We start from the raw sequence: 15,501 nt of genomic DNA, 5'->3' as shown, positions 1-15,501 counted from the left end.
GTAGATTATAGGTTTTTCATTAGCCAATTAATTACGAGGATCAGCACCAATGCCGAGCGATAGTTTCAAGCTTACATCCACATCACCAGCTTTACGTAATTTGTAAACCATCCGGATACGCACATTGGGCTGCCTAACCAACTCATCAAGAAAATGTGAGTTATCAATATCCAGGACAATACTGTTACCTGAAGTAGCAGCAATATCCTTACGTATTGCTACCATCACCTCATCACTCCCATCGGCTTTGGCCATATATACCCGTAATGAAGCTATATTACCAATGTTATAATTTGCTGGGTCCTTTGATTCCAATTTAGCCGATACTATACGCACCTCGCTTATTTTGCCTGCATTATTACCATCCTTGGTAAAGTCCTGATCAAAGCTGTTAGCAGTGCTTATAGCCGTATGGGGCTCACCTACACTTGCTGACGCCGGGATTACCATATTGGCTGTATAGGGGAACGTACCTTTTACAACACGTTGCATCATAGCACAGCTGCTTAAAAATAAAATTGAAGCAAGCAAAATAAATGTAAGTTTCTTCATCATTTTAATTCAGATGGTTGACCGGTAAGCTACGGATAAAAGTCCGGTGATTCTCTTATGAGGATCTCGACTTAAAGTTCGGTATAATTTACCTTAAAAGCAGGTAAAAACACAATATATAAAGGTTTTGGACTGGTTTATCGCAACAATATTTAAAAATACATTTTTTGCATTTAAAAACACATTTTAGTGCACGAAAAGCAACGTAAAATCAGGTTATGGAAGCTTTCTGAAATTTTGTAAAAAAATAGCAAAAAAAGTTTAACAAAAGCATATCTTTGCACCCCGACACTGAGGTCGGGATTTCTCGCCTTCAGTGCATAGGAAAAATCGTTTACGGGCCTTAAAAGCCTTTAACTTTTGACTTAGAACTTTTGACTTAAAAAAAGCCCTATGCCCAAAGATAATTCCATCAAATCTGTTCTCATTATTGGCTCCGGCCCTATTATTATCGGCCAGGCCTGCGAATTTGATTACGCCGGCTCACAAGCCGCCCTTTCCCTGAAAGACGAAGGTATCACCGTATCCATCATCAACAGTAACCCTGCCACTATCATGACAGATAAGGTTATTGCCGATCATGTGTACCTGCTGCCGCTTGAACCTGAAAGTATTGAGAAAATACTACAGGAACAGCAGATTGACGCAGTACTGCCTACCATGGGTGGCCAAACCGCGCTTAACCTTTGTATTAGTGTTGCCGAGCTCGGAATTTGGGAAAAATATGGTGTTAAAATTGTTGGTGTTGACCTAGCCGCAATAGAAAAAACCGAAAATCGCGAAGCTTTTCGCCAATTGATGGTTGATATTGGTGTAGGTGTTGCTACTTCCAAAATTGCCAACTCTTTCCTGGAAGGTAAAGAAGCAGCTCAGGAGATCGGCTTCCCACTGGTTATTCGTCCAAGCTATACGTTGGGTGGGAAAGGCGCCGGTTTTGTACACAAAAAAGAAGACTTTGATGCCGCTTTAAGCCGTGGCCTACAGGCCTCACCATCGCACGAGGTTTTGGTGGAGCAGGCTGTTATAGGCTGGAAAGAATATGAGCTGGAGCTACTGCGTGATAACAACGATAACGTGATCATCATTTGCTCTATCGAAAATTTTGACCCGATGGGTATCCATACCGGCGACTCGATCACCGTGGCCCCGGCCATGACCCTGAGCGATCGCTGTTACCAGGATATGCGTAACCAGGCCATCCGCATGATGCGCGCCATTGGTAATTTTGCAGGCGGTTGTAACGTACAGTTTTCGGTTAACCCTGCCGATGAATCTATCATCGCCATTGAAATTAACCCGCGCGTTTCCCGCTCATCTGCCCTGGCATCAAAAGCAACCGGTTACCCGATTGCTAAAATTGCCGCCAAACTGGCCATAGGTTATAATCTTGACGAAATTGAAAATCAGATCACTAAAACCACCTCAGCTTATTTTGAGCCTACGCTGGATTATGTGATCGTTAAGATACCTCGCTGGAACTTTGATAAATTTAAAGGAGCCAACCGCGAGCTGGGCCTGCAAATGAAATCAGTAGGTGAAGTAATGGGCATTGGCCGCAGCTTTATTGAAGCCTTGCAGAAAGCCTGTCAGAGCTTAGAGATCGGTCGTGCCGGCTTAGGTGCTGATGGTCGTCAGAGCCGCAACCTGGAGGAGATCATGCACAGCCTGGAGCATCCAAGCTGGGACAGATTATTCCACGTATATGATGCGTTGAGTTTAGGTGTTCCGATTGAATCGGTTAGGAAAGTTACCAAAATTGATCGCTGGTTTCTGAATCAGATCATGGACGTGGTGAACCTGGAAAACGAATTGCGCCGCTATTCATTAACAAACATCCCTGAGGAATTCTTGTATACGCTGAAACAAAAAGGGTTCTCGGATACTCAAATTGCCTACATACTGGGCAATGTGACCGAAGAGGATGTTTACCAACGCCGCAAAGCCTTAGGCATTAACCGCGTTTACAAAATGGTTGATACCTGCGCTGCCGAGTTTCCGGCCAAAACACCTTACTACTACTCTACTTACGAAGGCGAGAACGAATCAATATCGTCTGACAAAAAGAAAATAATTGTTTTAGGATCGGGCCCTAACCGCATTGGCCAGGGTATCGAATTTGATTACAGCTGTGTGCACGGATTACTTGCAGCCAAAGAATCGGGTTTTGAAGCTATCATGGTAAACTGTAACCCTGAAACTGTTTCGACCGACTTTAACATGGCCGATAAGCTTTATTTTGAGCCGGTATACTGGGAGCATGTACGCGAGATCATCGAGCTGGAAAAACCTTATGGTGTAATTGTTCAGCTTGGCGGGCAAACCGCTTTAAAAATGGCCGAGAAAATGCACGAACACGGCATTAAGATCATCGGTACTTCTTTTAATGATATGGACATTGCCGAAGATCGCGGCCGCTTCTCAGACCTGCTGAAAGAACTTGAAATCCCTTACCCTAAATATGGTGTTGCCGAAAGTGCAGAAGAAGCCCTTGAAGTAGCCCACCATGTTGGTTACCCGGTGTTGGTGCGCCCAAGCTATGTATTAGGCGGCCAGGGAATGAGCATTGTGATCAACGATGAAGACCTGGAAAAAGCGGTTGTTAGCTTATTGAAGAACCTTCCTGGAAACCGTGTACTGATTGACCATTTCCTTGATCGTGCTGCCGAAGCCGAAACTGACTCGATCAGCGATGGTGACGATGTGCACATTATAGGTATGATGGAGCATATTGAGCCTGCGGGTATCCACTCTGGCGATTCATTCTCGGTATTACCACCGTTTGACCTGTCAGACAACGTGATCAGCTTGATGGAGGAATACACTATAAAAATAGCCAAGGCCTTAAACGTACGCGGCTTACTGAACATCCAGTTCGCGGTTAAGAACGATCAGGTATATGTGATTGAAGCTAACCCACGCGCCTCACGTACTGTACCATTCATTGCCAAAGCTTACGACGTACCTTACATTAATATAGCCGCCAAAGTAATGCTTGGTGTTAACAAGCTTAAAGATTTCACTATCGAACGCAAACTTTGGGGTTATGCTATCAAAGAACCGGTGTTCTCTTTCGATAAATTCCCTGAAGTAACCAAGGAACTGGGCCCCGAAATGAAATCAACCGGCGAGGCTATCCGTTTTATCCCTAACCTTCAGGATCCTTATTTCAGACATTTGTACAAAGAGAAATCAATGTACCTGAGCAAATAAAATAATTAAAACATTAGATTGCACTCGCAGTTTAATTACCGATAACATTTCCCTGTAGCCCCCTGGCTGCAGGGAAATTATTGTTGAACTAAGTTAGTATAGATTGAAAGTTAATTCGAATAGTACGCAGGCATTCAACCTTAATAATGTTGATCCTGAGGAGATAAGTGATGTTCTTGTAAAAATTGAAAGATCCTTTAATATCCGTTTAGACGACACATCATGTAAGGATGTAAAAACCTTCGGCAAACTTTGTGATATTGTTGTGGAGAAGGTAAAACAAACCAATAACGATAGCTGTACCACTCAGCATGCATTTTATAAAATACGCAATGCCATTAACTCCGCTATTTCGCCCCCAAAAGAGTTAATAAAACCGCAAACCAAACTAGCAGATATTTTCCCGAGGGATACCCGTTTACAGGTAATTGCCGAGATTGAACGCGAAATGGGTTTCAAGATTAATCTTTTACAACCTAAACAGGGCATTATAGGCACATTCGTATTTGTACTTTTGGCATCGGCAGTAGGTTTCTTTTATCAGCCGGTAATGGCTCTTATTGGAGTAATTGTTGCCATAACAGGCTTAATGCTAGCCGGCAAATTCGGAAAGGAACTTAAAGTAAAAACCCTGGGCGATCTGGCCGAGAAAGTGGCCCGCGAACATTATATCAAATGCCGTCGGGATGCCTCAACCGTTAATCGCAACGAGATATCGCAAAAAGTAAAAGAACTATTTACAGCCGATCTATATCTGGAACCATCGGTATTAACCCGCGACGCTAAGTTTTAATTAGCATCAAATAATCTCTTTAAAATAAAAGGGAATCCATGATGTATGGATTCCCTTTTATTTTAAGGGGCTATTCAAAATTCTCCTTTCAGAGGCTTATTTTGTTAAAAAGTGGGTTAACATGGTTTACACTTTTTCATGGTCAACATGCACATATCTAATTGGTAATTAATCATTTATATCATTTCACATGGCATATTAGACTTAAAAGTGTAAACCATCAATTGCCCCTAAATAAGGGTTTATGAAGTATTAAATATCGGGCACCGAATTCCGAATAATGATTTAGATATTGGAAATTCAAAATTCATTATTCGATATTATTTCTCTTAAATTCCCCCTTTAGGGGGTTAGGGGGTTATTTATCTACCTGCAATCCTTTTACTTCAAAGGTTAGTTTCCTTTTAGCATTGGTTTTCACCTGGTGCTGTTTCTTCCCGGTAACAGTATCTCCTGCCAGATGTTGAAGATCATCGGCTATGAATTGTTTTTGGGCTACGCCTTCAATGATCACCACACGTCCGGCCATATCTGCAGGAATGTTAACATTATAATTTTTAAAATGCGCAGCTATCACTTTACCTCCGCCTGCATCTAACTCAAACCAACCACCCTTTTCGTGAATCACTCTAATCACCCGGCCTTCAATAGTAGTGCTGATCCGTGTTTTTTTTCCCATGAAGCTTTCCAGCTTTGTGGCATTCATCATGGCCTGAGTATCTGGTTTTGCGCCATAAACCATACCGTGCGGTAAAGGTGTATGCTGCTGCGCTAAAACAGCAGATGAAAGTAAAAGGGCTAGTAGAAATATGGGGAATTTCATGGTTATTGTTTATTGTATTGTAACAATTATATAGGCAAAATGTTATTCGCCCTGATCATATTACCCTTCTTCATAGTATCCTCATCAGAAAATATCTATTTAGTGGGTGTAAAGGCCATTTTTAGACTATAAAAGAGGATTTTAATGCCATCTGTTAAGATATGTTAAAACCTCTGTAGCTAAATAATATGCTGCCACGTATAGAGTTAATAAAGTGCTTAATAACATACTTACTACTTAATCTATTAACACATGAACAAAACCTTAACTAAATCCATTCTTTTTGCTACAGGCCTGCTAGCTGTTTTTTTAATCGTTACCAGCTGTAACAAAAGCTCAGGTATATCGGGCACTCCACCAACTTTAGTAACATTGGATGTAACCTCTACAGCTACCGGTACGGGTGCATATAGCGGTGGATTAATTACAACAACCTTAACCCAAAGCCTATCAGGCCTTGGAGTATGTTGGAGTACGAGCAATCAAAACCCCACCACGGCCGACTCTAAAACTACCGACACGGCTACTGTATTGAGTTATGCCAGTAAGATAACCGGCTTAACTCCTAAAACCACCTATTATTTAAGGGCATACGCCATTAGCGCTTCAGGAACTGCTTATGGTAATACCATTCAATTTACTACCAGCGCAGATCTGTCGGCCCTGGGAGGTACGGTGAGCACGGTTGCAGGCAGTGCAACTACCGGATTTTCGGACGGGACTGGTTCAAATGCGGTATTTGATAGTCCGCAGGGACTAAGTATTGACGCCTCCGGTAATATTTACGTAGCGGATTCCTTTAATAGCGCTATTCGAAAAGTTACACCATCCGGAGTAGTAACAACCGTATCTGGTAACGGGAGTATAGGTTACGTTGACGGACCGGTTGCCAGTGCTAAATTCTATGCACCGCAAAGCCTGGTGGCCGATGCTGCCGGCAATATTTATGTAGCCGATTTTGGCAACAATATGATCCGTAAAATATCTGCAAATGGTACGGTAAGTACCCTTGCGGGAAGTGGAGACGCCGGTTATGCCGATGGCACTGGCAACAAAGCAACCTTTAACAGTCCGCGGGGATTGGCGCTGGATGGGCAGGGCAACTTATATGTAGCCGATCAGGGCAATAATCTTATCCGCAAAGTTACAGCAGCAGGTGTGGTAACTACTATCGCGGGTAAAACAACAGCCGGTTATGTAGACAATGCCACAGCAACAACCGCACAATTCAACCAGCCAAATGGCATTGCATTGGATGCTCAGGGTAATATTTACGTGGCCGATTTGCAAAATTATGCCATCCGCAAGATTACAGCTGCCGGTGTTGTAACAACTGTTGTTGGCGGTCTTAAATTATCAACCCTGATCAGTAACCCGGGCGCCCTTACTTTTGATACTAAAGGAAACTTATTTATAAGCGACCAAAACGGACGTATTTTAGAGTTAACCACCAACAAGGTTTTGCTTACATTAGCAGGAAAAACAGCAACAGCAGGTTTTGTCGATGGACAAGGTGCTAATGCCTTATTTAATGCGCCACAGGGCCTGGTAGCTGATGCCAGCGGAAATATCTGGATAGCGGATAGCAACAATAACAGTATACGTAAGCTTGTTCCGCCGACAGGAATTTAAAACTTTTGGATCATTGGACTTTGAGACTATTGGACAAGGGGATTATTGGACTTTTTGGCAAGGAAACTTGAACACAAAGATAGAAAGATAAGGAATCCATTCCTTACATATAAAGGACGAAAGAACAAGGATGATATAAAATCCTTTATTCTTTCGTCCTTTATCTTTTGTCTAATAGTCCAATAATCCAACAGTCCCATAGTCCAAAAGTTATCCAAAAAGCAGACTAAATACCTCTTCAATACTGCTCACTATTTTTATTTCAATATCGTAGCGCGACAGATCCATCCGCTTTTTATCCTGCCCTGCTGATGGGAGATTATATTTGGATATAAATATCTGATTAAAGCCGAGTTTTTGAGCTTCGGCAATGCGCTGCTCTACCCGGTTTACTGCTCTTATCTCACCTGATAATCCAAGCTCACCTGCAAAACAAGTTTTAAAAGGGATGGGCATATCCTCATGTGAAGATATAATGGCCGCTGCTAAACCAAGGTCAATGGCAGGATCCTCAACCCGGATTCCGCCGGTGATATTTAAAAACACGTCCTTGGCGCCCAGCCTGAATCCACAGCGTTTTTCCAAAACAGCCAACAGCATACTCATCCGTTTGGTATCAAAACCCGTAGCGGTACGTTGTGGTGTACCGTAAGCAGACGTACTTACCAATGCCTGTGTTTCTATTAACATCGGTCTCATACCCTCCAATGTGGCAGATATGGTGATACCGCTTAAAGGTTCATCGCGTTGCGATAATAATATTTCCGATGGGTTGGATACCTCTCTTAATCCCTCGCCCAGCATTTCGTAAATACCCAATTCCGATGCCGAGCCAAACCGGTTCTTTACCGTGCGTAATATGCGGTAAACATGATGCCTGTCGCCTTCAAATTGTAAAACGGTATCAACCATATGTTCCAGTATTTTTGGCCCTGCTATCATACCGTCTTTGGTGATATGTCCAATCAGGAATACGGGTGTTGATGTCTCCTTGGCAAAGCGAAGCATTTCTGCGGTACATTCCCGCACTTGTGATACACTGCCGGGGGTAGACTCAATATGCGAAGAATGAAGCGTCTGTATAGAGTCAATCACTACCAGATCAGGCTCCAGGGCTTCTATTTGTTTAAAGATGTTTTGGGTTGATGTTTCACAAAGTACATAACATGCCGCCCTGCCCCCTGAAGGTGGATTTTCATTATGCCCGGCGCTTATAACTCCCCCTTCAGGGGGCAGAGGGGCCAATCTTTCCGCCCGCATTTTGATCTGTCGTTCACTTTCCTCGCCTGATACATAAAGCACTTTCAGATTTGGCATATTGAGCGCCAGTTGCAGCATCAGGGTTGATTTACCAATACCAGGCTCGCCCCCAATAAGCACTAAGGAACCTGCTACTATGCCACCACCCAAAACCCGGTTAAACTCCTTATCGGGTGTTTGCATACGATGTTCTTCACTAAAAGTAATATCTGCCACCTGCACCGGTTTATTGGCGCGTTGCTGGGTGTTTGAAGTAACTTTCCAGGTAGGCACGGAGGCCGTATTGCCCTTGTCAATGATTTCCTCAACAAAAGTATTCCATTGCTGACATGAAGGGCACTTGCCCAGCCACTTAGCCGACTCAAAGCCACAGCTCTGACAGAAGTACGCAATTTTGGTTTTAGCCATATCTTAGATCTGCACAATACAGATGTACAAATATGCGCATTTATCTGTTAATCCAGGATGAATATACTAATATAATTAGCAATTATTCTTTAATCTGGCATACCTAAATTATAACTTTCGCAAAAATTAATTAATTACAGAAAAACTAAATTAATCGGGAAACATAAAACTATCTTTAACCGTATCAGGCTGTGTTCTGATGCTTAATAAAAGCATATAAAATTTGGAACGCAACCGTTCATCGTACTTTTAATTATTGTAACTGAACCTTATGAATAAATTTCTATCTGTTATTATTGGGTTTGCGCTATTCTGTTTTTCAGCAAAAGCGCAGGATACAGGAAATAGTATTGAAATAAGCGGCACCTCAGGTATCAAAATTTTTTCGCCAGAAAAAAATTACCTGAGCGGTCCCTTATTTGGTGGTGAGTTGGCCTACCATTTTAATATGGCGGATAATAAAAGTGACTACATCCGGATACTAAATATTAAAAGTATTGATGCCGTATTTTCGTATCGTAATATGAGCCGTGTAATACTAAATCATGACCAGGCAACCAAAGGCCTTATTGGCGATACCTACGCTGTACTGGGCCGATTAGAGATCGGTCTGTTTAAAATAAATCGTACTGAGTTATTGTTTACCCCGGGATTTGGCTTTTTGTATGCCACGGAAACCCATGCGACCAACAATCAGAACGTTATAGTAGGCAGTCACATTAATTTAGCCACTCAGGCCGGTCTGAAGATATTTACCCCAATTACTCAAACAACTGCTATACAAGCCGGAGTGGAGATTTTTCATTACTCTAATGGTGCCGCCAAGCTGCCCAACAATGGTATAAATGCATTTGCATACACACTGGGCCTTGTACAAAAAATTAATCAGGCCGGCCCAGTAAATGATAGTGAAAAGCAACCAGAGAATAAGCACTTTTTTGAGCTTGGCGTTAATGTGGGCAGCCGGGGTTCTATATATAACGACAGAAATTTTTATAAAGCAGGTTTTTATATGGGCTATAATTACAAATTTAGCCCGGCATTGAGCATTAAATTGGGAACAGATGCAGTTTACTATAACACCGTTTTTAGTAAAACTACCAAAGGGCCAACCTTTTTGAATGATTTTCAGTCTTATGCCACCTCTTATGACCGCTGGAGGGTTGGTATTGCCGTAGGCCCTGATTTATGGCTGGGTAAGCTGGCCTTAATGACCGGCTATGGTTATTATTTACACTACAACAGTTACTACCCCACAAAAACCTACTGGACAGCCGGTTTTAAATACTTTATAACTCCTTACCTGGCACTACAGGCCAAAGGATACGTCCACAACACCGAAGCAGATTATGTTGGTTACGGTTTACTATTCAGGATTCATTGATACTCTGGCGGGAGGTATTTCATAAACCCCTGTAAACAAAATATGCAGCTATTATTTAAAATAGCTGCATACTTTGAAATCTGCATAGCTGCAAATCAATCTCTTTACAATTTTATTTCTTCGTCCTTTGACGAGAAGAAACGGAATTCTGTGATCTGGTAAGCAGGATTGCTTTTAACCTTGATCCACTGGCCATATTTAACAAACCACTTCATCTGGCGGTTGTAAATACCTTTTTTAATGTAGGCTTCAATATATGGATGCACACATAGGGTAATGCCCTTTTCGTTTTGCTCATCCAATATATAATTGAAGTTATTTTCAATATCATCCATCAGCAAAATGGTTGGCCTAATGGTACCGGTACCATTACAGGTTGGGCACACTTCACTGGTAACAATATTCATTTCAGGCCTTACCCGCTGACGGGTAATTTGAACCAAACCAAATTTACTGGGTGGTAAAATGGTATGCTTTGCCCTATCGTACTGCATTTCGGCACGTAAATAGTCAAACAGCTCCTTGCGGTTTTGAGGTTTGTGCATATCAATAAAATCGATTACCACAATACCACCCATATCGCGCAGGCGTAACTGACGGGCAATTTCTTTAGCCGCTTCTTTATTTACCTGGTAGGCATTCTCTTCCTGGTTCTCTTTACTCGCTGTGCGGTTACCGCTGTTAACGTCGATAACGTGCAATGCTTCTGTATGTTCAATTACCAGGTAAGCGCCACCAGCAAGGTTAACGGTCTTTCCAAAAGCCCCTTTGATCTGTTTATCAACACCAAAATGTTCAAATATAGGCTCCTTATGCTTATGCATACGGACTATACTTTCCATATCTGGTGATATTTCATGGATGTATGACCGAATTTCTTCGAACATACCATTATCATTCACATAAATATGCTGAAAATCGGGGTTCAATATATCCCTGAGGATAGTTGAGGTGCGCCCAATTTCGCCTAAAACCTTTTTTGATGGTTCAACAGACGGTAGCTTAGTGATGAATAATTCCCATTTAGATATCAGGTCAAGCAGGTCCTTTTGTAATTCATCAACCCCTTTGCCTTCCGATACTGTACGGATAATAACGCCAAAATGCTTTGGCTTAATGCTTTCAACAACCTTCCGTAAACGATTTCGTTCTGTATTGCTCTTTATTTTTTTGGAAATAGAGATAGCCTCCGAAAATGGCACTAATACCACATAACGGCCGGCTATTGAAAGATCAGAACTTAAACGTGGTCCTTTGGTTGATATAGGTTCCTTAGCTATTTGTACCGGTATAAGTTGGTTTTTTGATAATATCTCCGAGATCTTTCCTCCTTTATTGATATCACCTTCCAGCTTAAAGCCGTCCAAAAGCTTCGATTGGTATCCCCCGCTACGTACTTGTTTGGTTAATTTAAGCAGGCTTTGTACCTGCGGACCAAGATCAAGATAATGCAAAAAGGCATCCTTCTCGTAGCCAACGTCTACAAAGGCTGCATTTAAACTGGGCATGATCTTTTTGATACGCCCAAGGTAAATATCACCAACAGTATAATTGTTGCTGACCTGCTCTTTATGAAGTTCTACGAGTTGTTTGTCCTGTAATAATGCAATGGTAGCCCCATTTGGGGATGAATCGATAATTAATTCTTTTATCAACTGCTACTCCATTTCTTAAAACGGTAAAAACCGCATGTTAATAAGTGGGTAAAAAACACTACTAAAGTTACCTGCTTCCTAAAAAAGCAGGTAAGCTGCTTTAAAAAAAGCAGCTTATTTCTTTTTATGTCTGTTTTTTCTTAAACGCTTTTTGCGTTTGTGGGTAGCCATTTTGTGTCTTTTACGTTTTTTACCGCTCGGCATAATAATAATTTTTAATGTGTGATTAATTCTTTAATTCCTTGATATATTCATCAATGCGTTGCCCAAATACAGGATCGGGCATCATTTCTTTACATTTTTGGTAAGCTTCAATAGCTTCCTTTTTCATGCCCAGTTGTTTGTAGCTTTCGGCCAAATAAAAAGTTGGCTCTAACTCCTGTTTCTGGGCAATTAATGTTTTAAACCTGCCTACCGCTTTTTCGTACTGGCCCGATTTCATGGCGAACATCCCTAAATTCAGGTTTGCATTCCAATTGTTCGGATCCTTTTTTACTACTTCAAGCAACAAGGCTATACCTTGCATAGGGCCGGCGCCGCCATTTACATAAGCAACACCTAATCCTGTTTTACCCTCAAGGCTTTCTGGCTTTAATTTCAGGGCACTTTGAAAAGCTTCTACCGCATTAGTTACAAATGCAGGTTGCAATAAAGTGTCCTGTGTAAGTTTGTAAGCATCGTTAAAACGATTACCTGCGTTTAACCAATCTTCCGGCTTATTTTCCTTACGGGCCAAAGCCTGGTAATAAAATGCTGCCGGGGCCGGCTGGTTAACATCATCCCACTGACTGGCTAATTGCTTCTGCAATTTTTGCTCGTCGGTACCTGATGCGTTTTTTAGTTGCCCTTCAAGGTCATTTATCTTTGCTGTTAACGCCGCCCCAATTGCGGTTTTAGCAGTAGCGGATACCATATCAACCGTTACAGCAGTAGCCGCTTTGCGGTTTCCTGTCATTACGTTTGTTTTATCTGGTTTAGCCTCTTTGGGTTTTATTAAACCTTTAACGGGTAAATAGTACAAATAGCCCATAATCACAACTACGGCTGCACTAATGGCTATTTGTTTCTTATTCATGCTTATAAATTATTTGCTGGTTTTGTTACCTGTTTTAACTTTTTCAACAAAAGTTTTAGCTGGTTTAAAGCTTGGTACAAAATGCTCTGGAATAATGATGGCAGTATTTTTTGAAATATTACGAGCTGTTTTTTTCGCTCTTTTCTTTACAACAAAACTTCCGAATCCTCTTACATAAACGTTCTCGCCGCCAACCATTGAGCTTTTAACTACTTTAAAAAACGCCTCAACTGTTTCCTGCACGTCTACTTTCTCTATACCTGTCTTAGATGAGATTTCAGTTATAATTTCTGCCTTAGTCATATCTGATTTACTTTTATTTAATATATAAATACTTAACTGTTTTGGGGTTGCAAAAGTATCGCTTTATATTTTAAGAGCGAAATATTTAACAGTTTTTTTTTCGTAAGTAAGTAAAACGTACATTTCCGTTACAAATTGTAAGCTAAATCGTTAAAAATGAAAGCCAAAAGAGCGATGATCGAAAGGCTCAATACAGGGTTATATGATTAGCAATAATGCGATTTTCATTATCCCGTTTTCACATCCGGCATCCCTTTTGATCGCCGATATTTAAAACCGCCAGCCATTCGCCAATTATCTTTCACCTGCTTACTTTTACAGCCATGAATTTTACTGATGAACTGGTACAATGGTATCTTCAAAATAAACGCGACCTTCCCTGGCGTAATACTACCGATGCTTATGTAATATGGCTTTCGGAGATCATACTACAGCAAACACGGGTAGAACAGGGCTTGCCATACTTTTATCGATTTGTAGAAAGATATCCAAACGTAAGCAGTTTTGCCGCTGCCGGAGAGGACGAGGTACTTAAACTATGGCAGGGCCTGGGCTATTACTCACGTGGCCGTAACATGCTTAAAACAGCCAAATTAGTACAGGAACAATATCACGGTAAATTCCCTCAGCGCTATGATGACCTCATTAAACTAAAAGGCATAGGTGAATACACCGCTGCCGCCATTTCCTCATTCTCGGCCAATGAAGCCAAAGCCGTTGTTGATGGCAATGTTTACCGGGTACTTGCCCGTTATTTTGGCATTGATGAACCCATCAATTCAACCGGTGGTAAAAAAACATTCCAGGAGCTTGCCAATAATTTAATTAATAAGAAAACCCCTGGTTTACATAATCAGGCTATGATGGAGTTTGGCGCGATGTTATGCAAGCCTAAAAATCCGGCTTGCGGTATCTGCCCGGTACATATGAATTGCTTTGCTTTTATAAATAATGCTACCAGTATACTCCCGATTAAATTAAAGACAGTAAAAGTGCGCGAACGCTTCTTTAATTATTTTTTAGTAACCGATGGAGACTCCGTATTAATGAATAAAAGGGGCGATAAAGACATCTGGGCCAACTTATACGACCTGCCGATGGTGGAAACAGCTTCTCTTTTACCACTTCCTGAACTGATGGATAATCCCACGGTAAAGGAGATTTTCGGCAACGACATCAGGATATCAGTGGATAACCTACCTGTACAAAAGCATATTCTCACTCACCAGCGCCTTTATATCAGGTTGATCAAAATACAATCAAAGCCCATTAAATTAGACTCCAACTGGTTTTATACTACGGTTGAAAACCTGCGAAATCTGGCTTTTCCAAAACCTATAGTTATATTAATAAAAAATATTTTTAATTTATAAAAGAATTTTTCGTTATTTTATGGCATGTCTGGAATTAATAAAGTAATACTTGTAGGTCATTTAGGTAAAGATCCCGAAGTGCGCATTTTAGAAGGAGGAGTGTCTGTAACCAGTTTCCCTTTAGCTACTTCTGAAACCTTTAATAAAGATGGCCGCAAAGTTGAACAAACCGAATGGCATAATATTGTAATGTGGCGTGGTTTGGCCGATATGGCGGCTAAATTTTTACAAAAAGGTAAACTTGTTTACATAGAAGGCAAACTACGCACCCGCTCCTTTGAGGACAAAGAAGGTATTAAAAAATACACTACCGAAGTAGTTGCCGAAAACTTTACCATGCTTGGCCGTAAAAGTGATTTTGATGGCGATGTACGGTCAACGGTGAAACATGAGGATCAACTTGACTACTCAGACGGCGAAGCTAACGGTCAGCCTTATTGATATCCTATCTGTTTATCTTTAAACATAGCCTCAGACAACAATTCTGAGGCTATGTTTGCCCAACACTATTGTTTATTATAAACTATAGGAGAAGGAACACAATCGGCATTTAAAAAACAGGGAAAGCTGGTCTTTTTTGTCATTAAAAGAGAACCGAAAACCCGACTTGTCAGCACCATTAATTAATCTTCTGCAGCTTATCCTCCGTTGTAAAACTACCATCCGGGGTTGAATAACTTACCATGGCATACAACTTCAACGAATCGTTTATAATACTGTACTTGCCTTCTGTTTTAGAGCCGTATCCTAAAACTTTCTTAGTGACTGAGTCGGTGGCCAGCGTATAATACTTAAAAGTAAGGTCGCTTTTAAATTCATAATTATTCGCTGCCTTAAACTGGCCTTGTGCCCATTTTCCGACAATATTAACGTTTTTGGGTACTGTATCCTTTTTACAAGCAGAAACAACTGTTAGCAAAACAATAGTTAAAAGACCAACAGTTGAAATAAGGTTAATTGTTTTTTTCATCATGCAAGAGATTTAAGTGATTAACACTGAACATTACGCCTAAACCTATACATGTGATACAAT

13 protein-coding genes are annotated in these 15,501 nt (G+C 41.1%); 6 read left to right on the top strand and 7 right to left on the bottom strand.

Annotation, left to right across the window (positions count from 1 at the left end):
- Positions 1-27: 27 nt before the first annotated feature.
- A complete protein-coding gene (locus BW976_RS26945; protein ID WP_175614188.1) occupies positions 28-555 on the bottom strand; it encodes a hypothetical protein in 528 nt (175 codons plus the stop codon).
- A gap of 390 nt (positions 556-945) precedes the next feature.
- Between BW976_RS26945 and carB the strand changes: the two genes are divergently transcribed.
- Positions 946-3,762, top strand: a complete 2,817-nt coding sequence (carB, locus tag BW976_RS26940) for a carbamoyl-phosphate synthase large subunit (protein ID WP_076378455.1) — start codon at positions 946-948, stop codon at positions 3,760-3,762.
- A gap of 103 nt (positions 3,763-3,865) precedes the next feature.
- A complete protein-coding gene (locus tag BW976_RS26935; protein ID WP_076378453.1) occupies positions 3,866-4,555 on the top strand; it encodes a hypothetical protein in 690 nt (229 codons plus the stop codon).
- A 358-nt stretch (positions 4,556-4,913) separates the two neighbouring features.
- Here the strand turns inward: BW976_RS26935 and BW976_RS26930 are convergent, their stop codons facing one another.
- Positions 4,914-5,378, bottom strand: a complete 465-nt coding sequence (locus BW976_RS26930; protein ID WP_076378451.1) for a DUF4920 domain-containing protein — start codon at positions 5,376-5,378, stop codon at positions 4,914-4,916.
- Positions 5,379-5,630: 252 nt separating this feature from the next.
- Here BW976_RS26930 and BW976_RS26925 point away from each other — a divergent pair, with 252 nt between their 5' ends.
- Positions 5,631-7,010 (top strand): NHL repeat-containing protein, encoded by a 1,380-nt coding sequence (locus BW976_RS26925; RefSeq protein ID WP_076378449.1) that lies wholly within the window; start codon positions 5,631-5,633, stop codon positions 7,008-7,010.
- A gap of 210 nt (positions 7,011-7,220) precedes the next feature.
- On the opposite strand, the gene radA is transcribed toward BW976_RS26925, so the two are convergent.
- A complete protein-coding gene (gene radA, locus BW976_RS26920; protein WP_076378447.1) occupies positions 7,221-8,678 on the bottom strand; it encodes a DNA repair protein RadA in 1,458 nt (485 codons plus the stop codon).
- A 271-nt stretch (positions 8,679-8,949) separates the two neighbouring features.
- On the opposite strand from radA, the gene BW976_RS26915 reads away from it, so the two are divergent.
- A complete protein-coding gene (locus BW976_RS26915) occupies positions 8,950-10,062 on the top strand; it encodes an acyloxyacyl hydrolase (RefSeq protein ID WP_076378445.1) in 1,113 nt (370 codons plus the stop codon).
- Between the two features lie 104 nt (positions 10,063-10,166).
- Here BW976_RS26915 and BW976_RS26910 read toward each other — a convergent pair whose 3' ends face one another.
- From BW976_RS26910 to BW976_RS26900, 3 genes are all read right to left on the bottom strand, one after another.
- On the bottom strand, positions 10,167-11,717 hold the full coding sequence (locus BW976_RS26910) for an Rne/Rng family ribonuclease (RefSeq protein WP_076378443.1): 1,551 nt from the start codon (positions 11,715-11,717) through the stop codon (positions 10,167-10,169).
- 226 nt (positions 11,718-11,943) lie between these two features.
- Positions 11,944-12,792: a tetratricopeptide repeat protein gene (locus BW976_RS26905; protein ID WP_076378441.1), complete on the bottom strand. Its 849-nt coding sequence runs from the start codon at positions 12,790-12,792 to the stop codon at positions 11,944-11,946.
- Positions 12,793-12,801: 9 nt separating this feature from the next.
- Positions 12,802-13,125 carry an HU family DNA-binding protein gene (locus BW976_RS26900; protein WP_429399879.1) on the bottom strand — a complete coding sequence of 108 codons (324 nt, stop codon included), beginning with the start codon at positions 13,123-13,125 and terminating at the stop codon, positions 12,802-12,804.
- 293 nt (positions 13,126-13,418) lie between these two features.
- Between BW976_RS26900 and mutY the strand changes: the two genes are divergently transcribed.
- Together mutY and BW976_RS26890 are read left to right on the top strand one after the other, a co-directional pair.
- Positions 13,419-14,468 (top strand): A/G-specific adenine glycosylase, encoded by a 1,050-nt coding sequence (mutY, locus tag BW976_RS26895; RefSeq protein WP_076378437.1) that lies wholly within the window; start codon positions 13,419-13,421, stop codon positions 14,466-14,468.
- 24 nt (positions 14,469-14,492) lie between these two features.
- Positions 14,493-14,909 (top strand): single-stranded DNA-binding protein, encoded by a 417-nt coding sequence (locus tag BW976_RS26890; RefSeq protein WP_076378435.1) that lies wholly within the window; start codon positions 14,493-14,495, stop codon positions 14,907-14,909.
- A gap of 178 nt (positions 14,910-15,087) precedes the next feature.
- Here the strand turns inward: BW976_RS26890 and BW976_RS26885 are convergent, their stop codons facing one another.
- Positions 15,088-15,441: a hypothetical protein gene (locus tag BW976_RS26885; RefSeq protein ID WP_139332439.1), complete on the bottom strand. Its 354-nt coding sequence runs from the start codon at positions 15,439-15,441 to the stop codon at positions 15,088-15,090.
- Between the last annotated feature and the right edge of the window lie 60 nt (positions 15,442-15,501).

The sequence above is a fragment of the Mucilaginibacter lappiensis genome, assembly GCF_900155965.1.
GTDB classification, from domain to species: domain Bacteria; phylum Bacteroidota; class Bacteroidia; order Sphingobacteriales; family Sphingobacteriaceae; genus Mucilaginibacter; species Mucilaginibacter lappiensis.
This window is presented reverse-complemented; position numbering and strand designations above follow the sequence as displayed.